A 23934-nucleotide genomic window follows, 5' to 3' on the forward strand; every position below is an offset into this window, starting at 1 on the left:
GCGAGGCATCGCGCAGGAGAACGCGCGAGCCCCGAACCCATGCCCAGGAATGCACACAGCGATCGCCGGGGCAGTCAGAGCAATGCTGCACCCGGTCCGGGACAGACCGCCGGCCACGCGGACCCCCGAGCGCCCACCGCAATCGAACCAGTCACCGGACACGGAAGGGGCCGGAGACTGCAGAGGCGCCCGCATTCGGCCCGGTCTCGATGGTGGTGACGCGATCGGCTGGTGTTTGGCCTGCGACACTGCTGTGGGGTCGGTGGTGGCCGCACCACAAGCGAAGCGTGCACTCGGCCGCCGACGGCATGGAGCTGCCCGGAGTGCACGCCGGCGGTTCGGCAACCGCGTGGAGGGGCAGACCCACTCCAGCGCAGTCCGTTGCACAGGCTGAGTGTCCAGGCGAGCTACAGCGGAGCCCGGAGGAGCACCTTGTCCGACCAGCAACTCGCTGTGAACCGCGTCTTGCTGTCCCTGCCCTATGTCGTCATGGCGGTCGTCACCGTCGCAGACGTTGCCGTCGGTCCCACGGTCGGGCTGCTGCCCCTGATGGCGACGGGGCCTGCGTTCGCGGGACTCGCCGGCGGGCCACGCCGCACCGCTGTGATCGGTGTGCTGGCGTTGAGCCTCTGCCTGGCTCTCGGCTGGTACGACAGGCTGTTTCCGGGGCGGCGCGGTACCACAGCGCTGGTCTCGGTGGCCGCCGTCACCGCCGCCGGCCTGCTCGCCGCGACCATGCGTCGGCGGCGTGAGGCGGAACTGGCCAGTGTCCGCTCGATCGCCGAGGTCGCCCAACGGGTTCTGCTCCGCCCGGTCCCCCGGACCGCGGGCGAGCTGAGTGTCGCCGTCTCGTACACGGCCGCCGTCGCGGAGGCCCACATCGGAGGGGACCTGTACGAGGTGGTGACGTCCCCCGGCGGCATCCGGGTGATCGTCGGCGATGTGCAGGGCAAGGGACTGGATGCCGTGGAGACGGCCGCGGACGTGCTCGGGGCCTTCCGGGAAGCGGCCCACGACGAGCTCGATCTCGCGGGGGTGAGCAGCCGGCTGGAGAGGACGATGAACCGGACCCTGAGCGGCGAGCGCTTCGTCACAGCGGTCATCGCCGAGATCCGGAAGGACCGGACCGTAGCCCTCCTCAACTACGGCCACCCATCCCCCCTGTTTCTCGCTGCCGCCGGCACACCGCGCTTTCTCACCCCGCGGCAGCCTGCACCTCCACTCGGCCTGGGGTTCCCCGGGACGGAGCGCCCCGAGACGCTTCTCGCAGCGTTCCACCCGGGGGACCAGCTCCTGCTGTACACGGACGGGGTCAGCGAAGCCCGTGACGGGCGGGGCGAGTTCTATCCGCTCGCCTCCCGGCTGCACCTGCTGAGGGCCGACAGCCCGGAACTCGCCCTGGAAGCGCTCCACAGCGACATCGCTGCGCACGTCGGTGGGCCGCTCGGGGACGACGCGGCGATGCTGCTGCTCCGCTACCGCCCCTGACCGGATGTCCGCCTCAGCTGTTGCCCAGGCGGCCGTTGACCCGCCCGCCGGAGTATTGCCGGTCGCCGGCGATGACCAGACCGGCAGAAAGACCAACGGCAGGACCGCGGCCGCGAGTCGTGACGGCGACCGCGGTGGCTCCCAGCAGCGTGGCGAGCACAAGCGTGCGGAAGCGCGCCGCCTTCGCCGGCCGGGTCTCCTTGCTGCTCACAACGGCGTGAGCCGCTCCTTACTCCCCTCTCTCGCCAGCGGCGTTCCGTGACGTCGGAGCGGGTGCCCTGGGCGTGGTGCCACGGGCCGTGGGAAGGGTCGGCGTGACCGAGCAGCAGCCCAGTCCGGGTTCCCCCGCGAGGAGACCGGGCACGGGCGCCGTTCGGGGGATCTTCCGGTTGCCACAGCCCAGCCGGCCGTGTCTGCGCCGCTTCCCGGCAAGGCTTGCGGCAACGCTGATCCACACCGCACGACCTGAGGAGACGCCACGTGGTCTCGTTTCCGGTGTCACGTGACGCCCTCCGTGCCCAGCTGTGGCCGCTGCCGGCCCTCGGCGTCGTACTCGCCGCCGCCGCAGGCGTGGGACTGCCCCGGCTGGACGCGCGGATCCAGCAGCACCTACCGCCCTACCTGAGCACCTACCTGTTCGGCGGCGGGCCCGGAGCAGCCCGAACCGTGCTGGAATCGATCGCCGGCTCCATGATCACCGTCACGGCGTTGACATTCTCGCTCACCGTCGTGACACTGCAGCTCGCGAGCAGCCAGTTCTCCCCGCGTCTGCTGCGGACGTTCAACCGGGACCGGTACGTCCAACGCACACTGGCCCTCTTCCTGGCGACGTTCACGTACACGCTGACCGTGCTGCGCACGGTGCGGACGGAGGGCACCGGGCAGCCGCTGTTCGTGCCGCAGCTGTCAGTAACCGTGGCCTTCCTCCTCGCCCTGGCCAGCGTGCTCGCCCTCGTCGCCTTCCTCTCCCACTTGGCCGGCAAGATCCGGGTGGAAACGATGCTGCGGGACGTCCACACCGACACCGAGGACACCATCCGCCGGGTCCTCCCCGAATCCGGACCCGCTCCCGCGGATTACGTCACGCCACCCGAGCCACCGGTCCACGCGGTGCCCCTTCCCGCCGGAACCTCGGGATTCCTGACCGCCGCCGACGAGGAGGCTCTCCTCGCGGCTGCGGTAGAAGCGGATGCCGTCATCCTCATCGACCGCAACCCCGGGAGCTCACTCGTCGCCGGCACCCCTGCCGGAGCGGCCTGGACCCGCACCGGCCGCCCCTTCACGCCGGACACACTCCGCATCCTGGTGGGGCGGAGCGCCGACGCCCTCACCACCGGGGCTGAACGCACCCATGAGCAGGATGTCGGGTTCGGACTCCGCCAGCTCACAGACGTCGCCACCAAGGCGCTCTCTCCCGGTGTCAACGACCCCACCACCGCCGTTCACGCGCTCTCCCACTGCTCCGCCCTGCTGTGTGGGTTGGCGAAGCGTGACCTGTCCCCCCGGCTCCTGCATGACGGCCACGGCGACGTCCGCGTCGTGCTTCGCCGCCCGACGCTCGCGGAACTCCTGCACCTCGTGGTGGCCCAGCCACTGCGGTACGGAGCCGCGGACCCCTCGGTCCTGGCCCGGATCCTGATGCTGCTACGGGAACTGGCCTGGCACACCGCACCCGGGCAGCACCACCCCATCGTCGCGAACCTCGCTCGCGTTCGCTCGACCGTCGCCGCCCAAGACCTCCACCCCGGCGAGCGGGCCGAACTCTTGGAGCTGTGCGCCAGCGTGGAGGAGGCTCTGACCGGCCGATGGCCCGCCGTCGTTCCCTGACGGATCGGTCCGACACTCAGTCGAGCAGCACACCAGGACACCAGCCAACCGCTTGCCGGGGTGCGTCCATGTCCTTTCTCAAGGCGTCTGTATCAGGGTGTTCACCCGTGCGCCTGGCCAGGCGGGACAGGGGCGGTTGAAGATCGCTTCCCAGCCAGCCGGAGACCGTTTGGGGTCGTCAGACCGCGGTCAGGGTGTACGTACCCGTGCCGTCCTGCCTGCCGCTGGAGTACTGGCGGATCAGCTCCCCGTCAGCGTAGCGGTCGTATCCCATCATGGAGCCGGTGTACTTGTTCTGCAGGCCGATCTTCGTGCTGCCGGGTACGTCGCGGTAGATGTAGAACCGCTGGAGGTCGTCCTCCCCGCAGGCAGCCGTCGTCAGGTGGGCACGCTCCTGGTTGGCGATGTCCGTCGGGATGGTCGCGCATCCGCCGTTGCCCCAGTTCCACAGGGACGCCTCGAGGACTCCGTTGTTCTCCGTCACGTTGCACAGGCGCCAGTTGTCCAGGTGGGCGCTGAAGAATGTGGATACGCGCAGGCGGATGCCGTCGTTGGCCAGGAGGGGTGCGCTCCAGTTCAGGGGCTTGCCGGGGACGTCGATCTTGTAGACGCCGGGTTGGCAGTCCAGGGCGGCGCGGGGCGCGGGCTTGGCGGCCTGGAGGGCTTTCATGCTCCGGGCGGCCTCGGCCGCTGTTGCGGCGTTGTCGGCGTCGCGCTTGGCCTGGTCGGCCTTGGCCGAGGGGACGGGACCCGCCGGGTGCTTCGCGGTGGCGGCGGGGGAGCCGCAGTCCAGCAAGTCCTGGGCCTTGGCCATGATGCTGTTGGCCGGCACCTTGTCCTCGCAGCGCACCGCGCCTTCTTCGAGGGCGGTGTAGGTGGTGTAGCTGCCGCTGTCGGGGCCCTCGGTCCACTTCAGGGCCCAACTGCCGTCGCCCTGTTGGATGCGGTTGCAGTTGAGGCTGCCGTAGGTGCCGGTGACCTTCTTGGTGCCCTTGTAGAGGCCGTAGTAGCCGGGCTCGAAGAAGTTCCAGGAGACGGAGTTCGACTCGCTGCTGGTGGAGGCGTAGTTGACCTGCACGTTCAAGCCCAGGCTCGCGCCGACGCTGCCCAGGGCCTGGACGGCGAAGCTTCCCTGAACGGAGCCGTTGAGGCCGACAGACACCGAGATGGTGGTCTGGGTGCTGGTGGTGACGGTATGGCTGCCGGTGGAGCCCTGGGTGACGTACCAGCCCTTGAAGTGGGTGATGGTCGGGGTGACTTCGGTCGTCTTGATGACCGGGTGGCGGGTACCGAGATCGGCCGCGGTGCAGGCTTGGCCGGGCTGGACTGCCTGCCCGGAAGCGGCCGGGGTGGCGGCGGCCGGTGTGGCGGCCAGGCCCACGGAGGCCGCCGCGGTGGCCAGGAGCGCTCCGAGCCCTCTGCCCAGGCGGGTTGTCGTGCGGCGCATCGTTGCCTTTCCTCTGCTGAGCGTGGTCTGTGAGGTGAGTGTGAGTGAAACTAGCGCCGCCAGAAACAGCAGGTCTATGCCACAACTGGCCAAATGGGGTCAAAAACTGTCGCGTTCCCGAGTGATATGAACAAGAGTTACCCGGTTCCATAACGTCGGTGTGCCCGCCACGGGGCCGCCGGAGGAAGGGACCACCTTTGAAACACATCAGACGCGGTCTGGCAGCGGTAGCCTCGCTCGCCCTCACTGCAGCCCTGTGCGCCGCGGGCACCCAACCGGCCGCCGCCCAACCGTCCACGAGCCGTACAGTCCCCCAGGGCCACGGCGACTGTACGGAAACCGGGCCCGACCTCCGGCGCGAGGGGATGGCCTGGACCTGCATCAAGACGGGACAGGCCACCGCCTCCGCCCTCGCCGCTCTGCCCGCCGCAGCCCCCCGGGCGGCCCGCGCCAACCCGGGGGCGGACCTCTGCCTCAAGGACGACCCGGACAAGCCGTTCGACCCCATCCCCTCAACCCGCAAGGCGTACTGCACGCGGTACCTGGCCGAGTACGTGACCCTTGGCGAGGACAGCAAGGTGAACGGAAAAGCCCATGTCCTGGTCTTCGCCGCAGCGGCCATGAACTCCCTGCCCGCTGCACAGTGGAAGGAGGACATCGTGATCCAGGTCACCGACATGACGTCCAATATCGCCGCTGTGACGATGGCTCTGGGCGCCACGTGCAGCGGCCAGTGCACGGCGGGGGCACCCGCCTGGGGCGGCGCACCCGTGCTCCTGAAGAACGGCCAGAGCCGGGAGGACGGCGCCCTCTCCTACAGCTCGTCCGTCGGCAAGGGCTTCGACACGATCGTCCAGCCCTCCTACCACGTGATCGGGACCATCAAGACCGTCACGGGCGGTGGGCGGCCCGTGAACACCCGCCTGGACTGGCCCGGCCCCAAGGTGCGCTGTGACGACAAGATCTCACCGAAGGACGGATCGCCGCCCGGATGCATAGTCGACGGGCACACGGCCAACGTGACACTCCACCGGTCGCTCTACAAGGGGGCGGCCGTCGCCTATGAGTGGGCGCAGAAGAACCTCACGGGCAAGTTCGGCACCCCTGGGCACCTGCTGAACCGGTGGTATGTCGACCCGCTTGACCCGGAGGCCAAGGGCAGGCGTGCCCTGACCTGCGACCGTGGGCCGTACAAGTTCCCCCGGGGCGCCACGGGCATCCCCAACGACTCCTGTGACGAGTACCCGTTCGCCAAGTCGATGCAGGGAGGGAACGACGGTGCCCTGTGTATCGACATCACCCCGCGCGAGGTCGGCGGGGTATGGGACGTGGCGAACGTGACTGTCGACCGGGGCACCCCGCCCAACGCGCCCTGTATCCGGGCCCATGTCGACGAGGCGGACAACTCCGCTGCGGGCCGCGAGTTCGCGAGGGCGGTGACCTCCGACCGCATCATGCAGGGCGAGGCGTTCGAGGTCATCATCGACGCGTAGCGCCGGGTATGCCCCCGGGCACCCGGCGAGACATACCAGGGACCGGCTGGGTTCCGTCTGACGGCTCATGCACGAAGCCACATGCATATGGCCGCAACGGTCACAGTGCCGTAGCGGCAGGTGGCGGCCCGCACGGCTGTGCTCAGGCCCCGTCGGTCTCCGGACTCCAGACGGCCGGCCCGCCGCCGCGCCATTCGGTGGGCAGCGGTTCGTCCAGGCGGATGGACGCTCGGCTGGAGTATCCCAGCCGAGCGTCCTGCGTGGGCGGCCGTTGGGTTCTTGGGCGCTTCACGGGCGGCGTGCTCCCGTACTTCGAACGCCCGTAGGCCCAGTCACCTGGGCCTGCCGGGCCTCACCAGTCGTCCTCGCGCAGCCGGCGCCAGATCCGGGTGCGGTGCAGCACGTACAGGGAGATGGACAGGACGAGGACCTGCAGGCCCACCGCGAGCAGCCAGAACTCGTCCCTGCTTTGCAGACTGTCCGTCAGGAAGGTGAAGTTCATCCCGAAGAAGCCGGTGATGAACGACAGCGGCAGGAAGACCACGGACACGATGGCGAGGCGGTAGACCTGCTCGGGGCGCCGGTCCTCGAACAAGTCGTCCTTACGATCATCGGCCCCTCGTCGTCCGTCGTGCCTCCCGGAGCTGCACCGTCGCACGGTGCTCACCGGGCCGCGGCCCGTAGACGCCGCCGGTGGCGGGGCCGCCACTCGGGCAGCGTGTCACCCTGTGGGCCGTCCGGGTCGTGCGGGACGCCGGTGCGTGATGGAGCATGTCGATGTCGCGTCCGTCCGGCCGCGTCGCGCCCGGCCCCTTGCCCTGGAGGCGTCCGTGAAGGACCTCAAGTTCGAGCAGAAGCGCTCGCTGTCCCGTACCGAGGCCGCGGACCTGCTCGCCGCGCTCGCCGAAGCCCTCCGGGAGGGCGGTGAGGCCGAGGTCGAGCTTGGTGCGGGGGTGCTGAGCCTGCGCGTGCCCGACGAGCTCCGCAGTGAGGTGGAGATCGAGGTGGCCGGTGACGAGATCGAGCTGGAGATCGAGCTGAAGTGGAACACCGGCCGGTCCCGTACGGCCTCCGGCTCCGCCCCGAAGGCCGCCGCGGAGCGGGATGCGGAGTCGGCCGCCGCCCAGGCGGCCCCGGATACGCCCGCCGCCCCGGCCAGGACGTCGACGAGGCCGGCGCGCGCCCGGAAGTCCACGACGGCCGCGAAGTCCGCCAGGCCGGCCAACACCGCCAAGTCCCAGCGTTCCGCGGCCAAGCGCACCTGACAGGAGACGTCCGCCGTGACGCTCCCCCCTGAGAAAGTGCTGGTGATCGGATGATCACTGGTTCTTGAGGCCGTCGGCGAGGCGGCGGGCTGCTTCGGTCTCGATGGGGTCGCGTGGTTCGATCTCCTCGCCGGCGAGGCGGGCGGCCGAGAGCCGGTCGGCGAGACGTTCCTGCTGTTCGCCGGTCTGGGCCAGGGCCGTGAGGACGGGGTAGGTCTTCTCGCGGCTCTTGAGGTCGGAGTGAATCGCGAGCGGAAGCCAGTGAGCGGCGACAAGCCAACGGACGATCCGCAGCAGGCACAGGAGGGCGACGTGGCCGGCCCGCCGACCACGACGGAGCCGCGGGACACCACGTGCTGCTCCTGGCCCCCGGGCTCGACACGGCTGGCCGGGGCCCTGCGCCCGCCAACCACTTCCCGCCCTGCCTCACGCGACCCGCGCCGTGGTTTCGAGCAGCCCGCCGCCCGCCGGGCTCGGCCGGGGCGAAACCTGGACCAGTGCCCAGACGGCCGCCGCCTCGCCCCACGGGCGTGTGTACCTCGCAGGGCCGGGCCCGTTTGCGAATGGGGCCGGGCGTCTCGCGCGGTGCGGGGTGTGGTGTCAGCTGAAGACGACCGAGCGCAGCCGCAGGCGTTCACCGAGCCTCTTGCCCGGGGCCATCACGTAGAAGGTGTCGCCGTCGCAGTCCGAGTCGAGGAACACGGTGGCGGTGGAGTCCGTGAAGTTGCTCGGGGCGAGGGCGGGCAGGGCGGAGCCGACCGTTTCGGGAATGTTGATGCACACGCTGCTGTCCGGGTCGGCGAGCACACCGCGCAGGTTCAGGCCGTTGAGGCCGACGTACGAGTACGTGAAGTCGCCGTTGGCGGCTGCAGCGGGCGACGCCGGCAGGGCCACGGAGAGCAGGAGACCGCCGAGGGCAGCGGCCAGGGTGCTGCGCAAGCGCATGGGTTGATCCTCACTGTAGGGAAGAACGTGCTGCAGGCGTCCTTTCCCTCGGTCGGGACGGCCCGGTTGCATTTCTGCCGGCAGGAAGGTTCACTTTCACCTTTTTGGCCCCCAGCCCGGTGAGGACGTAGGGCTCCGGGGCCTACCCATGCACCGCGCTGAGAGGAGTAATGGTCTGAGCGCGGTAGTCGGCCCCTCGGCCGTCACTGGTTGCGCTGCGGGTGTCCGAGGGCGTGTGGGGGCCCGGCAGCCAGGACGCTCGTCGAGCGTCCACTTCCGAAGGCGTCCGGCCCGCTGCTGATCCGTTCTCGGAAGTCGATGGACAAGCCGCGCAGACTGCCCGCGGAACCGCTTCGTCCGGGCCTCGGTTCCCCGACGCCCCGCATCTCGGCTGTCGCTGCCCCGCTCGCGCTCCACGACCACTCCCACGGGTGCAGCTCGCGGCGCCGGCAGCAGGCGGCCCGCCCAGGCCGCGAGGGCCGGATGCGTTCCACGAGCAGCGTTCCGTGTACCCGCAGGCGCGCGGCGTGCGGATCGTCCGTTGCGGGCGGTGAAGCGTCAGGGCAGGCGGCTGCGGTGGGCGAGGCAGTCGGCGAGGTAGCGCTGGAACTGCCACAGGGGGCGCTCCAGGTGTGAGAAGCGCCCGCCAGACGGCCCAGGATTGGTGGCGAGCCCCCGCTGCACCCCGCGGATGGCCACGGTGTCCTCACTCTGGATGGTCTCCAGCTGCTGACGCGAGGCGTCGACGTAGGCGTCGAATCCCGGCTTCGTCCGGGCTTCGGGCGGCACGAGCACCGTGAAGTGGGCGTCGTGGGTTTCGGGGCCGGTGGGAATCCACCGCGCGAACGTCACGCTGTCCGGCAGGAGGGCCAGCACCAGATGGGGGAAGACACCCGCGATCGTCATCCCCGACAGTTCCCGCTCCCCGAGCCCGGGGATCAGGGCACTGGCCGTCCCTGCTGCGCCGTCCGCCGTCTGCAGGCCGTCAGCTGCGAAGGGGGTGTACATGGTGAACCAGCGTCCGTCGCAGTCGTCGACGACGGTGTCCCTGCCCGGCAGCACCGGATCGAGGGTCGCCGCGTGGCTCCCCATGTGGTGGTAGTTCTCCGAGCCGTTCTCCAGCGCCACCTTCCAGTTCGCCGCCACCCCCTGCCATACGGCGCTGTACGCCACGACGAGGTCCGGCAGCCGGTAGCAGGCGAGCTTGGCCGTCAGCTCATCGAGCTGCGGGCCGAGCGCCGGAGCGTCGGCATCGGCGCAGATCATGATCAGCCCGTTCCAGACCTCCAGGCGGTAGCCGGGCAGCCGGCATGCCGCACGGTCGAAATCGACCTTGTTCATCAGGGGCGCCCCGGCCAGCTGCCCGGCGTACTCGCCGTTCAGCCGGTAGGTCCACGTGTGGTACGGGCACGTCAGCCGCTTCAGGGACCCCTGCTCGGGCGTGGTTTCCGGCGGAAGCACGTCCATGAAGCGGTGCCGGCACACCCGGGACAACGCGTGGAGAGAGCCGTCCTCGTCGCGCGTGATGACCACGGGTTCGCCCAGGACGTCGGTGCGCAGGTAGTCGCCCGGTTCGGCGACCTGGTTCACGTGGCCGGCGCACAGCCAGTCAGCGCGGAAGACGCGGTCCCTCTCCAGGCGGTAGAAGTCCTCGCTGGTGTAGGCCCGTGCCGGAAGCGTCTCGCCACGCTCCAGCGGGAGCGCCGCCAAGCGCGTCAGGTCCTCCAACAGAAGATCGAGTTCTCGGTGCGGCATGGTGCCACCACCCTTCTTCAGGTCCTTCTCATCGTTCGCCCGAAGCCCTGGGCAGCGAATCGCCGCGAAGACCGATATCCGAGTAGTCCCTTCGGATGAGACGGCACCGTCTCAATCGATCAACGCATGTCTCATCACGTGCCCATATACCACGCGGAATCACGGCTCCGGGCGGCGCTGCCATGCGTACGGCGCCTGCGATCAGTGGCGGTGCTGCTTCGCGGGCGGCTCGGCAGAGCCGAGGGAGGGTCCGTCGGCGTGCCTACCGTTACCCGCCCGTCTGCGGCTCGCCGACCGAGCTGATGCGACCGTCGGTGGCGCGCGCCGACAAGGGCCCGATCGTCATCGACGGCCAGAAGACCACCGGTGACGACATACGCTCGGCCCGGCCGGTGTTCTTCTACCCGAAGGAGGCGGCGCAGTTCGTGCAGGCCCTCAAGGCGGCCGCGGAGGGCCGGACGTCCCCGAAACCGCCTCCGGGCCGGTTCCGCCGCGCCGCCGAGCCCGCCTCGGACAACGGCACGGCGGTCTTCTGGGCCGTGGTGTGCGGCAACACCGACGAGGACATCACCTGCACCACACCCCCGCGTGAGGGCGAGCGCCTGACGGGCCCGAAGCCGGCCCCGCCGTTCCCGGTCCCGACCGACCGCTTCTGACCCACAGCTTCCGGATATGGCGAAGCCCTGCCGAGGCATGTCGCCTCGGCAGGGCTTCGAGCTGTGCTGCTCCTACCAGACCGACTGGATGAGCACGTCGCGCACCCAGCCGGAGAACGGGTCCGAGGACGGGTCCTCAGGCGTCACGAGGGATACGTGGAACCCTTCCGGAACCAGGATGAACGAGTCGTGCCAGTCCGCTCCGGTGCCGACTTCCACTCCCCGGTCGACCTTGACCGAGAACTGGCGGAACGGCTTGTAGAAGACCGCGAACGGGCCTTCTCCGTCCGCCCCCAGGGCGTACCCCTGTTCCTCCCAGAAGTCCTCCATGGCGAGGTCGCGACTGAAGGTCGCGACCTCCGACTCACCGCGATCGCCTTCGGGGTCGAGGACGATCGCGCCGAAGTCGAAGGAACGGTGGTCGGCCCCGTTCTGCAGGTACGCCGGCCACCTCTCGGCGAGCTTCGACGAGAAGCGGCGGAACAGGTCACCGGGCGAACCGCCCAGGACGAGATCCGTCGCGTATCCGGAGAAGTCCACGGCTATCCGTCACCGTTCTGGTCATCGTTCCTGGTCATCTCAGCCCCTTGGTCGCGCCATGATAAAGGATCTTGGCCTTGGAGATGTCCAGATCCTCCGGACTGAACCAGACGTGTTCGCGTCCTCCTCGGAGGCGTCCGGCGACCTTGCAGGCACACACTTCGAATTGGATGACGTACTCGGACTTCTCTCGCGTCAGTCCGAGGAACGACTTGAATCCGCCAGGCTTCTTGGCAAGGTCCGCCGGGCTCATTCCCGTGACGTACGCGCCCTTCGGATTCCCCTTGGAGGGCGCCGACGCCTTGATGGTGATTCCCTGCTTGCTGCCACCACTCATGATCTTCTGGTAGTTCTCCTTGGTCGTGTAGTGGTAGGCCGTGACCGTCTTGTTGCAGTTGTGGACGAGGAGCGGAGTGACTCCGGCCACCACGTAGTACGTGTGGTGCTTGGCGACGGTGAGGTTGTGGACCCGCTTCTGCTCGGTCCACGCCTTGACCGCGGTGACCTGGATCCAGGTCCCCGTGTCCGTCTGGAGCCACTGGCCGGGTCGCAGCTCGGCGGCCTTGACCCACTCGCGCAGCGTCGGCAGCCAGAAGGGGTGGCCGTCCGTCGCGGTGACGGTCTCGGTCGCCTCTCCCCGGTCGCCGTCGGTGTCGACGGTTACCTCGACCAGCTTTTTCCGGCCTTCACCGACGATCAGCGAGACGACCTGCTCTGCCGACGTGCTGCCGGTTTCGGCGTCGGTCGCGGCGACCTCGTCACCGATCCGGACGTCCTCGATCGCCTTGGTGGAACCGTCGGCGAGCAGCACCTTCGTGCCGGGCACGAAGCTGTTGCACTCGCCCGGCTCGTCATCGGCGTCCTTCTTGGCGGCCTTCCTGGTCTCCTTGGACTTGGTGGCCTTGCCGTCCTTGTCCGCCTTCTTGGCCTTGGCCGCGGCTTCCTTCGCCTGCCGGGCTGCTGTCGCCTTCGCTTCCGCGGCCTTCTTGGCCGCCGCTGCCGCCTGTTCCTGTGCGGCCCGCCTGGCCGCGGCCGCTTCCTCCTCCAGTTTCTTGGCCCGTTCGGCGGCCTCCTGGACTTGGCGCTTCCACTCCGCGAGGTCCTCGGCGTACTTCGCCATCGCCTGCTGGTAGCGCTGGGCGCGCGCGATGATGTCCCGGGCGAGCTGCAGCTTGCCCATCCAGCTGTTGTAGGCGTCCCAGGCCCGGTCGAGGGCCTGCAGGATGCGCTTGGCCTTGCCCGCGAAGGGAAGTGCCGCCTCGAACGCGAGCATGCCGCAGGCACCCCAGTCACCGCCCAGGCACGCCTTGATGTCGTTGTAGCCGGAGGCGTCCTTGAGGATGCCGACGGCGACGTCGAGCGCGACGTCGAGGGCGCTGCGGCCCTTCGCCCAGTTCGCCCACGCCAGCTCGGCGTCGGTGAAGTCCTTGACCGGCATCACCGGCGGCGCGATCGACAGGCCGCTGGGGTCACTGAAGGTGACCGGCGAGTTGTTCGCGTAGGCGTAGGGGTTCTGCTGCTTGGGCTCGTTGAAGTCGATCACCGGGTCGACGGAGATGAACCGCCCTGTCATCGGGTCGAATTCACGCGCCCCCAGGTGGACCAGCCCCGTGGAGTCGTCCACCTCCCCGCCGATGAAGCCCTTCTTGTCGGGCCAGATGGAGGGGGCGGTGCCCCGGACCTCGCCGAACGGAGTGAACTTGCGCCTGGAGACCTCCTGGGTCGCCTGGTCGACGCTCGTGTTCGCCGTGCCGTTGTGGTCCTGGAGCAGGTACGAGGTGGAGACCGCGCCGTCCTTGGCGGTGCGCACCATGACGGGGCCGGCCGGGTGGGCGTAGTACCGCGTGCCCTCGACCTTGCCGCCGGGGGTGAGCTTCACCTCGGTGCCCGGCAGGTACAGCGTGGTGCCGGACGGGTCGCGCTTGATCAGCCGGTTGCCACCGACGTCGTAGACGTACTCCGTGGTCTTGGAGCCTTCGGTGACCTTGGCCAGGCGGCCCTCGGTGTCCCAGTCGAAGTCCTGGGTGTTGCCCTGGATGGTGCGCTTGTCGGTGTTGCCGGCCTCGTCGTAGGTGAACGAGTCGGACCGGACGCCCTGCGGCCCGGTGGTGCCGAGCTGCTGCAGGCGGTTGGCCGCCGCCTTGCCGGGCGTGCCGTACTTGTAGTCGCGCGTGACGTCCTTGGCGGTCCCGCCGGTGGGCGAGTGCTGCACCTCCTTGATGCGGTTGCCGGCCGCGTCGAAGCTGTAGGACGACCAGTACGGGTTGGGGCCGCCCACCTTGGGCTTCGAACCCGGTCCGGCGGCGCCCGGCTTGGCCGCGCAGTCGTCGGTTGCCGTCCACGCGTCGCTCATGCGGCGCATGTAGTCGTAGGCGAAGCACTGCGTGTCGGTGGTGCCGGAGGCTTCCGGCCCCTCCTTGTCAGTGATCTTGAGGATGTTGCCGATGGTGTCGTACTCGTACGACGTGTCGCTGATCCGGCCCGGGGCCTTCTCACGGTCGTAGACCTGCCGGGTCAGCCGGCGGGTCTGCTCGTCGTAGAAGCTGGTCGAGTACACCTGGGACCCGGCGGGCCCCGCCTCCGTCCGCAGGACGTCGCCCATCGGCGAGTAGTCGACCTTGCCCACGAACGTCTTCCCCGCGACACCCATGACCGTGGGGAGTTCGAAGTGGTTGTAGGTCATGGTCATGCGCTCGGCGGGCAGTCCGCCGATCGCGGGCTGTTGCGTCCATGCCGTCAGACCGGTGTTGGGCCGGTAGCCGACGTTGAACGTGTACGTGCCGGCCAGCGCACCCTCGGACTGCGGGATCGTCACCGAGGTACCGGTGGGCCGGTATTCCTCGTCGTAGCCGTTGATCGACTGGGTGTACGCGTTGCCGTTGACGTAGCGCGTCGAGGACACGGGCAGCCCGACGGCGCCGGGCAGCGTGTCGTACACGGTCTCGGTGAGCTTGGGACCGGCCAGCGAGCCGTTGTGTGTGGCCGTGGTCCGGCCCAGCACGTCATAGGCGAAGGCCACCGTCTTGCCTCGGGCGTCGGTGATCGACTCCAGCCGGTCACCCTTGCCGTAGGCCATCCTCGACGTGCCCTTGTCGGGGTCCTTCATCGTGACCTGGCGCCCGCGGAGGTCGTACTCCCAGGACCAGGTGTCGCCGGCCTCGTTGACGACCGACTCCAGCTCGCCGCGGATGTCGTACGAGTACCGCGTCGTGTCGTACGCGCCCGTCGGCGAGTCCGAGCGGTAGTGGCGCAGCTCGGTCTTGCGGCCCTGGCCGTCGAGGAAGGCCCGGGTGGGCGTCTCGCCGGTCGGGGGGTCGACGGTGATGTTGTCGCCGCCGTACACGGTGGTCGTGCGGGACGTCTCCTCGCCGAACTTGCGGGAGATCTGCGCCGTCGGACGGCCGGATCCGTCGTACTGGGTCAGGGTCGAGGCAGGGACCTCTTTGTCCTTCGGGGCGAACTGCTCACCGGAGGCGGTGCCAGCGGTGTAGTAGGCGCCGTTGGACTTCCAGACCTGGCCGAGGCTGTTGTAGAAGGTGTCGCTGATGACCCGGCCGCCGCCGAGGGCCTCCATCTGGGTCTGGCGGATGCGCAGGCTGCTGTCGAAAATCTCGTAGCTGCTGCGGTAGGTGCCGTCGTCCAGGAGGCTCTTGGTGGAGATGACCACCGGCTTGTCGGGGCGGACGTCGTAGGAGAACTCGGCGTCCGGCGACTTGGTGTCGGGGTCGCGGTTCGGGGACCACGCCTTGACCAGGCGGCCCAGCGGGTCGTACTGCAGGACCTCGCGCCGGTTGTTGGTGTTTTTCTTGACCAGGACCGAGCCGCGGCCGCGGTCGGTCTCCACCGTCTCGGTGTGACCGAGGGGGTTGGTGGTGACCGTCTTGGTGACGAGCTGGTCGGCGGCCGGCGAGTAGTCGATCTTCGTGACCTTGCCGAAGACGTCGGTCATGGTCTTCGGACGGCCATACGCGTCGAAGGTGACCGAGCCGTCGGTGGTGTACTGCGGCCGGCCGTTCGCGTAACCGGACAGCGACTCCGTGCGCGACAGGTTGCCCGCGGCGTCGTAGAACATCCGGGCGTCGGAGACGAGGTCGTCCGGGCGTTTGACGTCCTTCGCGTCACACGCCTTGCCGACCGTCTCGACCCGCTTCTCCCGGCCGATGATCCACTGCGCCTCGTCCGAGTCGTACTCGAAGCGGGTGCAGCTGTCGTCCTTGGTGTCGGCGACGTCGCCGAGGTCCGAGACCCACTTGGGCAGGCCGCGGTCGTCGAACTCCGTGTGCTGGGCCGTACGGCGCCAGCCGCGGTTGTCCGACAGCAGGATGCGCGAGCCCACGTCGGTGGTGCCCCGGACGTACGCCTCCAGCGGCTCGATCCCCGGACGCACGCGCGTCGCGGTCGGGCCGTGGATCCACGGGGTGTAGGTGGTGGCCGCCTCCAGCTGTCCGCCTTCGCCGTTGTAGGCGAGGACCTCGCGGGTCTGGCCCGAGAAGAGCCGGTGGTCGGTCATCTCCTTGCCCTCGGAGTCCTTGACCTTGACGGAGCGCTTGCCGCCCGCGGGCGTCGCGCGGTCGCCGTCGAGGCCGCGGAAGAAGAGGGTCTCGGTCTGGGAGCGCTTGTCGGGTGCCGCGCCGATGAGGGTGCGTACGCGCTCGTAGCCGCGCCACTGCGACCACGTGCGGGTGCCCGGCCGCATCATCTCGGTCTCGTCGTCGTACGCCCACGCGGGCTTGCCCAGGTACTGGTATTCGGTGACGCGCGTCGGCGAGTTGCCGTTGCGGTCCTCCTCCTGGACGCGGCCGACGACGTGCTTGTGGAACCAGTCGGTGACGTAGAGCTTCTTCTCGCGCTTGGGGTCGTTCGGGTCCGGTATCTCGGTGATGACCGGGAAGCAGCGCAGCGTGTTGGACTCGGGAGCGTCCGGGACGACCCGCGGGTTCGCGGCCCGGCACTCCGGCTCCTTGAACTGCACGTTGACGGTCGAACCGGTCTCGGTGTCGATCGCCTCGATGCGGTAGCGGTAGTACGGCGGCTTGCCGTCGCCCATGCCGTCGACGCGGTTGGGCAGCTGCTTGCCGCGGAAGGTGACCGGCGGGAGCGCGATCTCCTTGCCGCTCTTGTCGTTCTTGCCGATGTGCTGGATGGCGGCGAGCCACAGCGGGTAGTCGGTGCCGTCACCGGTCTGCGGGAAGTCCTGGGTCAGTTTCCAGGTGTCGACGGCCTTGTGGGCGGTGCCGTCCCAGACCTTGGTGGTGATCTCCGTCAGGCGCTTGCGGGAGAAGAAGGTCGGGGTGAACCGGCCCTTGCACTCCTCCTTGGCGGCGCACAGCTGGTCACCGGGGGTGTCCGGCCACATCTTGGCGATGTTCCAGTCGACCTCCGGCTTCAGCTTCGCCTCGGCGCAGTCGAAGGCCTTGGTCTTCAGGCAGCGTTCGGCGACGGTGAAATCGACCTGGGCCGGGGCCGGGGCGAAGAGGTTGTCCTTGCGCAGGCCGTACGAGATGTGGTCGAGCCAGCCGGCACGGTCGTAGGCGCGGTTGGTGGAACCACCAGCGATCTTGTAGTTCGACCCGTAGTGGTTGACCTCCTTTTTGTACCAGTAGGTCATGGCGTTGCCGCGCGGGTCCACGACGTAGTCGAGGTTCCAGCGGTAGACCTGGTCGCACACGGAGCCGGCGAAGTCGCCCTGCTTGAAGCAGTCCTCGCCGCGGTGGTTGCCGTAGACGGGGACCAGGAGGGCGGAGTTGGTGACAGGCTTGCCCGCGGTCCAGCCCGGCACCTTGTTCAGGCCGAAGTGGAACTGGATGCCCTGGGCGGTGGTGACCCGCCAGTGCTCGCCCTTCTTGTCACCGTTGTCGGCGCCGGTCAGCAGCTCCACGCGGGAGCCGTCGTCGGTTGCCGGGCGCCACTGGCCGCTCTTGTCATCCCGCACGAGGACCGTGGAGCCCCCGTTGAGGGACATGGTGACCATGTTCACGCCGTGGCAGAGGTCACCGGTGTCGTCCTTGGGGTTGTTGAACCCCGAGCCTTCCTTCTTGTCCTGGCTGCAGGGGGTGAAGGATCGCTCGATGTAGTTCGACCCCAGGTCCCAGCCGTCGCCGACCCAGGAGGTCTGCTGCGAGGAGGCGGAGGTGCGGCCGTCGATCGCGGCGCTGGAGTAGCCGAGCGCCAGCGAGGGGCTCGGGCCGCCGAGCGAGGCCGGGATCTCCAGCGGGTAGGACCAGGAGAAGTCGCCGGCCGAGCCGCCGGCCTGCCAGGAGCCTGTCGGGCTCAGCGAGGTGGCCTTGAACGTGCCGTTGGCGCCGTCCGCGCTCGGAGCGGCGGCCAGCACCGTCGCCGGGGCGGCGGCGGGCGCGGCGGCCATCGCGGCCGCGCCGGACTTGGCGCTGGGCGAGGGCGCGGCGGCGGGCGCGTCGAAGGTGGCCGTCAGGGTGCCCGTGTACGGGTCGTTCGTGGCGGTCACCGGAGTGCCGGTACGGCACTCCGCCCGCTCGGGCGTGGTCAGCGCGCAGGCGGGCAGCGCGGTGAAGCGCAGCCGGGAACCCCAGCTGCCGCCGTAGGCGTTCTTGAAGGCGTTGTAGTCGAGTTCGACCGAGACCGGGGCGCCGGCCTTGCCGGTGTCGGTCCGCTTGACCGACAGCAGCAGGCCGCCGGGCACACCGGCCTTGCTCGCCGCGGCGCGGTCGTGGAGGTCGACCTTGACCTTGACGTCGGAGGCCGGCTGCGGCTCGGCGGAGGGGGCCGCGCTCAGCGCGGACCGGCCCTGGGCCCTGGCCTGCTCGCGCTGGGCCACGGCGTTGCCCGCCGAGACCCGCACCGGCAGCGATCCGGCGCGCGTCTGGGTGACGGCCGGGGCGAGCGGACCGTCCGCGGACGGCGCGGCGAACATCCGGCCCACCGGGGCGGCTGGCGTGGTCGCGGGCACGGCGACCTCGGCCGTCCCGGCCGCGGGCCAGGCCACCTTGGGCGGCGCGGTCCACTTGTTGCGCTGGGACTCACCGGGGGCGGGTGCGGGCTTGCCGGTGACCGGCGCGCCCGAGACCTTGGTGAGGCGCTGGAGGCCGGGCCGCTTCGGCGCGTCGGCGGCGGTTGCCGCCGGAGCGCTCAGGCCCGTGACGAGGAGTGAGATACCGAGAAGTGGAATGGGCCAGCGCCATGCGCGTCTGCGCCGCGCATCGCTAGCGTACCGATAGGGATTACGCAAATTATATCCCGTGACAGGTCGCGCGTGAATCAGAATATACACGCTTTCGAACAACTCCCGAGAACGTAACAGCAGCTGTCGGGGCCCCGGACCACCACCAGCCGGAATCATTTATTCCGGCCCGCAGAAGTGGCCAAAACGGGCATACGTGTAGGGTGAAACGGAGGGTGGAATTCCGAATACTAATCCCCACGCGCATCCCATGAGAAGCTCGGGCGACCGCAAAAACACACGTGCGCCCGAGCCGTTCTCCCGGACGCACGGATCGACATTGAGGAACATTCGTGAGACCACCTCTGGCGCGCCTGCGCGCCACCGATCCGCCACCCCGCTGGAAGGTGTCGGCGCTGGTCACGACGCTTGCGCTGACCGTGGGCCTGATCGGGGTCGCCCCCGTGGCCGCCGCGGCCGGGGAGACCGGAAAGACCACCGGGACGGAAGGCGCGGCGGCCGCGGGCGAGGGAAACAAGGCGGCGGTCGAGGCCAAGCGGACCGGCAAGCCGGTCGAGATCGTCGGGCAGCGCACCGAGACGGACGAGGTCTGGGCGAATCCGGACGGGACCTTCACGGCCGAACGCGCCCTCGTACCCGTACGGGTCCGCAAGGCGGGAAAGCTGATTCCGGCGGACGCCACCCTCGAACGGGGAAAGAACGGCACGCTGACGCCGAAGGCGGCGGACATCGGGCTGGCCTTTTCCGGCGGCGGTGACGCGCCCCTCGCCGTGATGTCGAAAAACGGAAGGAACGTTTCTCTTTCCTGGCCGAAGCCGCTCCCCGCTCCCACGGTCGAGGGCAACACCGCCCTCTACCCCGAGGTGCTCCCGGGCGTGGACCTGCGCGTCACGGCGCACGTGGACAGCTTCGCGCACGCCCTGATCGTCAAGTCCCGCGAGGCCGCCGCCAACCCGGCCCTGTCGCGGCTCGACTTCACCCTCAAGGGCGAGGGCCTGAGCATACGGGCCGAGGCCGACGGCCAGCTGCACGCGGTGGACCCGGCCGGCCAGACCGTCTTCGGCTCGGCCAAGCCGCAGATGTGGGACGCCGGCGGCGAGAACCCGCAGGCGGGCGCCGTACCGGCCGCGCCGGGGACGAAGTTCCTGCGCTCGGCCCCCGGAGCCTTCGGCCCGGCCGCCGCCGCGCCCCAGGGCATCACGAACGGCACCAAGCAGGCCGACCTGGGGGTCGAGCTCAAGGGCGAGAAGCTCACGCTGACGCCCGACAGGCAACTGCTGGACGCGGCCGGCACGACGTACCCGGTGGTCATCGACCCGACCTGGGACGCGTGGAAGACGGCGTGGACGATCGCGTACAAGCACAACGCCTTCCCGTCCTCGGCCGGCACCAACTACTGGAACGGCGGCACGCTCAGCAAGGACGCCCGCGTCGGCTGCGCCAAGGACGCCCGGAACGGCAACGCCGTCATCTGCGCCAAGACCTTCTTCCAGGTCGGCATGAAGGACTACTGGGACAAGCAGATCCTGGAGTCCACACTGCGCATCAAGCAGAAGTCGGCCGGCTCCTGGAGCTGCAAGTCCGGTGACATCCAGGTCTGGGACACCGGCACCATCTCCAAGTCCACGACCTGGAACAACCAGCCCGACTGGCAGCGGCTCGTGGACGCCACCGGTCAGTCCTACGGCGGGCGCAACTGCCCCGGCGACGGCGACCTGATCGAGCTGAACGTCAAGTCCGCCGTGGCGGAGGCCGCGAAGAAGCACTGGGGCAGCTGGACCTTCGGCCTGAAGGCCGCCAAGGACACCGTCGACGTCTCCTGGCGCAAGCTCGACCCGAACAGCGCCCGGATCTCGACCAAGTTCAACACCCCGCCCCCGGCCCCCAAGGAGCGCTCCACGGACCCGTCCGTGCCGTGCACCGGCGGCGTGATCGGCATCACCGACCAGGTGGTCCTGCGCGCCCGGATCACGGACAAGGAGGACAACTCCCTCTACGCCGAGTTCCACTACTGGAAGGTGGGGGACGGCCCGGTCAAGACCAAGGTCAAGGTCACCAACGGCAACATCGCCCAGCTGCCCATCCCGGCCGCCAAGCTCGACGGCACCTACCGCTGGGACGTGCGCACCCTGGACGGCGTCACCACCGGCCCGTGGGCCGGCCAGTGCACCTTCACCTTCGACCGCACCCGGCCCGACAAGCGGCCGAGCGTGACGTCGGCGCAGTTCCCCGAGAACACCGACGACCCGGAGAAGGTCCCGTTCGTCCGGACCAAGGGCACCTTCACGCTGGGCGCCAACGGCGTCAAGGACGTCGTCGCCTACCGCTACTGGACCGACTCCAACCCCAAGGTCGAGGAGAAGCGGGCGGCCGCCGCGGGCGGCTCCGTCGAGATCCCCTACGAGCCGACCACAGCCGGCCCGCAGCGCCTGTTCGTGCGCAGCGTCGACGGCTCGGGCAACCCGTCGGACCTCAAGGAGTACCTGTTCTACGCCAAGCGCTTCCCGACGCGTGACAAGCCGGGCGACCTCAACGGCGACGGCAACGTCGACATGTGGAGCGTGGACCCGGGCTCCGGCGAGCTGTGGATGCACCCCGGCAAGGGCGACGGCACGTTCGGCTTGTCCCGGCAGCTCGACCGCGGCTCCTTCGCGGACGTCACCTCGCTGACCCACCGCGGCAGCTGGAACGAGGACTACTACGAGGACCTCGTCACCCTGCAGCCGAGCCCGGACAACTCGCGCAAGAACCTCTATGTCTACCCCGGCCGCGGCAACGGCGACATCGAGGAGGCCGACGCGGAGCGCATGGAGCTCCAGGTCGGCAACCCCGACGCCGACGACCACTGGGCCAATGCCGAGCAGGTCCTGGCGATCGGCAGCGTCAACGACGACAACAGTGACGGCCAGGTCGTCGAGGTCGAGAAGGCCGGCGACCCGAAGAAGGCGGACCAGCCCGACCTGCTGGTGAAGTCCGGGGACCAGCTGTGGCTGTACCTCGGCTCCCCGGTCGGCTTCCTCGACGCGATCAGCGAGCCCATCCTGCTCGGCAACGCCGACTGGAAGAACATGACGCTGATGGCGCCGGGCGACCTCAACGGCGACGGGCTCCCCGAGATCTGGGCCCGGGACACCGTGTCCGGCAGAATCCACCAGTACACCAGCCGTCCGGCCACCGACCCGGCCTCGCCGACGGCCGTGGACCTGACGCTCTACGCCGACCCGGCGGTGCGCGCCACCTCCCTCGGCAGCGGCTTCACCGGCGCGGCGTACGCGCACCTGACGAGCAACGGCGACTTCGAGCGCGACGGCTTCGCGGACCTGTGGTCACGCGACGGCGACGGCCGGATCACCGAGTTCCCGGGCCGCGCCCCCGCCGGCGGCTCCGCCTTCGGCGCCGGCCGCCAGCTGGTCCTCGGCGGCACCTCGTGGTCCGAGTGCCGGGAGTTCAGCTCCACCGGCACCGGCAAGCACAGCCTGTGCGGTCCGATCCTGGCCAAGTTCCTGGCCAAGGGCGGCACCGCCAAGCTCGGCTTCCCCTCGACCGACGTGCTCGTCGCCCCCGACGGGGTCGGCCGCTACATCAACATTCGCGGCATCGGCCAGACGGCGGACAACGGCTCCATCTACTGGCACCCGAGTACCGGGGCCTGGGTGGTATGGGGTTCGATCCGCGCCAAGTGGCTCGCCCTCGGCGCGGAGAAGGGCATCCTCGGCTACCCGACCTCGGACGAGTCGCCGACCTTTGACGGCGGCCGGTTCAACACCTTCTCCTCTCCCACCGGGGGCAAGGGCGGCATCTTCTACTCGAAGGACACCGGTTCCTTCGAGGTCCACGGGGCCGTCTTCGCCAAGTACATGTCCCTCGGCGGCCCGGCCGGCTACCTCGGCTACCCGGTCACCGACGAGCGGGTCGCGGCGGACAAGGTGGGCCGCTACAACCACTTCCGTCAGCGTTCCGAGACGGGCGAGACCGGTTCCATCTTCTGGACCAGGGCCACCGGCGCCTGGTCGGTGCACGGCGGGATCCGCAGCAAGTGGCTCGCGCTGGACGCCGAGCGGGGCGCCCTCGGGTACCCGACCTCCGACGAGTACGATGTCGCGGGCGGCCTGCGCGAGGACTTCCAGAAGGGGTACATCCGCTGGAACCGGACGACGGGCGCGGCCGTCGAGCACCAGCCCGGCGACCGCACGGCGCACCTGCGCACCGACCTGTCGGGCGACTTCAACGGCGACGGCCGCACGGACATGGCCACCGTCTACGACTACGGTGACAACACCACGGCCCTGTGGGTGCTCGACGCCCGCGCCGACGGCGGCTTCGAGGAGCCGACCGTCCGCTGGACCAGCGGCAAGGGCAGCTTCTCGTACGCCCGCGCCAAGTGGGTGACCGGTGACTTCAACGGCGACGGGCGCACGGACATCGCGGCGGTGTACGGCTACGCCGACGGCTCCAACGCGCTGTGGACGTTCGTGTCGAACGCGACGGGCACCTTCACCCCGGTCAAGGGCCTGACGGCCGCGAAGGGCAACTTCGACTGGTCCAAGGGCATCTACCTCGCCGGTGACTTCAACGGCGACAAGAAGGCCGACATCGCCATGGTCTACGACTACGGCGGCGGCGCGGCCGGGCTGCACACGTGGACCTCGAAGGGTGACGGCACCTTCAACTCCGCCGTCGCCAGCTGGAAGGTCGCCGCCGGCAACTGGTGGATCTTCCACGCCACGTTCCGCGCCGGTGACACCAACGGCGACGGCCGCGACGACATCCTCGCGCTGTACGGCTACACGGCCGGCGGCGTGGCGATGTTCACCTTCCCGGCCCAGGCGAACGGCGGTTTCGCGGCACCGGTCAAGTCCTGGACCCAGACCAAGGAGCAGTGGGACTACGCGCGGACGAAGTTCACGGTCGGCGACTACAACGGGGACGGCCGCGACGACGCCGCCCTGATGTACGACCACGGCGACGGCCACGCCTCGCTGTCCACGCTGCTCGCCCAGCCGGACGGCACGGTGGGCACCGCCGTGCGCAGCTGGGACACGCCGGAGAAGTACTGGTACGCCTCCAGCGCCGGCATGCCGGTCTCGGGCGACGCGGACGGTGACGGCCGCGACGACGTGATGAGCATGTACAACTACCACAGCGGCGCCACCGGCGCGTTCACGTTCAAGAGCCGGCCCGACGGCGGGTTCGAGAACGGCTTCCTGAGCTGGCAGACCCTGCCCGGCACGTGGTGAGCACCGCGTAGGTCAGGCCCTGCCGAAGAGCTGGCCGAGGCCCCGCACCGTCGCGTACGGTGCGGGGCCTCGTCGTGCTCAGACCGTGAGGGGCCGCCGGCCCGGGTCTGTCAATCGAACGGTGT

13 protein-coding genes are annotated in these 23934 nt (G+C 69.6%); 6 read left to right on the plus strand and 7 right to left on the minus strand.

Translation table 11 applies throughout. The annotated features are described in order from the left end of the window. The first annotated feature begins 489 nt into the window (after positions 1–489). Positions 490–1488 (plus strand): PP2C family protein-serine/threonine phosphatase, encoded by a 999-nt coding sequence (locus MUK52_RS30880; RefSeq protein WP_284581806.1) that lies wholly within the window; start codon positions 490–492, stop codon positions 1486–1488. 13 nt (positions 1489–1501) lie between these two features. Here the strand turns inward: MUK52_RS30880 and MUK52_RS30885 are convergent, their stop codons facing one another. After that, the gene (locus tag MUK52_RS30885) at positions 1502–1699 is read right to left on the minus strand and encodes a hypothetical protein (RefSeq protein ID WP_114055897.1); all 198 of its coding nucleotides are present in this window, start codon (positions 1697–1699) and stop codon (positions 1502–1504) included. A gap of 269 nt (positions 1700–1968) precedes the next feature. On the opposite strand from MUK52_RS30885, the gene MUK52_RS30890 reads away from it, so the two are divergent. Further along, the gene (locus MUK52_RS30890; RefSeq protein ID WP_284581607.1) at positions 1969–3315 is read left to right on the plus strand and encodes a DUF2254 domain-containing protein; all 1347 of its coding nucleotides are present in this window, start codon (positions 1969–1971) and stop codon (positions 3313–3315) included. Positions 3316–3493: 178 nt separating this feature from the next. Here MUK52_RS30890 and MUK52_RS30895 read toward each other — a convergent pair whose 3' ends face one another. Then, positions 3494–4762, minus strand: a complete 1269-nt coding sequence (locus MUK52_RS30895; protein ID WP_284581608.1) for a hypothetical protein — start codon at positions 4760–4762, stop codon at positions 3494–3496. A 365-nt stretch (positions 4763–5127) separates the two neighbouring features. Here MUK52_RS30895 and MUK52_RS30900 point away from each other — a divergent pair, with 365 nt between their 5' ends. Further along, positions 5128–6255 (plus strand): NucA/NucB deoxyribonuclease domain-containing protein, encoded by a 1128-nt coding sequence (locus tag MUK52_RS30900; RefSeq protein WP_284581609.1) that lies wholly within the window; start codon positions 5128–5130, stop codon positions 6253–6255. Positions 6256–6607: 352 nt separating this feature from the next. On the opposite strand, the gene MUK52_RS30905 is transcribed toward MUK52_RS30900, so the two are convergent. Continuing rightward, a complete protein-coding gene (locus MUK52_RS30905; RefSeq protein ID WP_284581610.1) occupies positions 6608–6850 on the minus strand; it encodes a CorA family divalent cation transporter in 243 nt (80 codons plus the stop codon). A gap of 235 nt (positions 6851–7085) precedes the next feature. On the opposite strand from MUK52_RS30905, the gene MUK52_RS30910 reads away from it, so the two are divergent. Then, positions 7086–7520 carry an amphi-Trp domain-containing protein gene (locus MUK52_RS30910; RefSeq protein ID WP_114055893.1) on the plus strand — a complete coding sequence of 145 codons (435 nt, stop codon included), beginning with the start codon at positions 7086–7088 and terminating at the stop codon, positions 7518–7520. Between the two features lie 600 nt (positions 7521–8120). Here the strand turns inward: MUK52_RS30910 and MUK52_RS30920 are convergent. Beyond that, positions 8121–8465, minus strand: a complete 345-nt coding sequence (locus MUK52_RS30920) for a hypothetical protein (protein ID WP_114055892.1) — start codon at positions 8463–8465, stop codon at positions 8121–8123. A 558-nt stretch (positions 8466–9023) separates the two neighbouring features. Then, entirely contained in the window at positions 9024–10220 is a 1197-nt protein-coding gene (locus MUK52_RS30925; RefSeq protein WP_284581611.1) for an aromatic ring-hydroxylating oxygenase subunit alpha, read from the minus strand. 302 nt (positions 10221–10522) lie between these two features. On the opposite strand from MUK52_RS30925, the gene MUK52_RS30930 reads away from it, so the two are divergent. After that, the gene (locus MUK52_RS30930) at positions 10523–10876 is read left to right on the plus strand and encodes a hypothetical protein (protein WP_284581612.1); all 354 of its coding nucleotides are present in this window, start codon (positions 10523–10525) and stop codon (positions 10874–10876) included. A gap of 72 nt (positions 10877–10948) precedes the next feature. Here the strand turns inward: MUK52_RS30930 and MUK52_RS30935 are convergent, their stop codons facing one another. Beyond that, on the minus strand, positions 10949–11416 hold the full coding sequence (locus tag MUK52_RS30935; protein WP_114055890.1) for a hypothetical protein: 468 nt from the start codon (positions 11414–11416) through the stop codon (positions 10949–10951). A gap of 34 nt (positions 11417–11450) precedes the next feature. After that, positions 11451–18620, minus strand: a complete 7170-nt coding sequence (locus MUK52_RS30940) for an RHS repeat-associated core domain-containing protein (protein WP_284581613.1) — start codon at positions 18618–18620, stop codon at positions 11451–11453. 284 nt (positions 18621–18904) lie between these two features. Here MUK52_RS30940 and MUK52_RS30945 point away from each other — a divergent pair, with 284 nt between their 5' ends. After that, on the plus strand, positions 18905–23809 hold the full coding sequence (locus tag MUK52_RS30945; RefSeq protein WP_284581614.1) for an FG-GAP-like repeat-containing protein: 4905 nt from the start codon (positions 18905–18907) through the stop codon (positions 23807–23809). Positions 23810–23934: the final 125 nt, after the last annotated feature.

The sequence above is a fragment of the Streptomyces sp. 2P-4 genome (assembly GCF_030167965.1).
In the GTDB taxonomy this organism is placed as follows: Bacteria; Actinomycetota; Actinomycetes; order Streptomycetales; family Streptomycetaceae; genus Streptomyces; species Streptomyces globosus_A.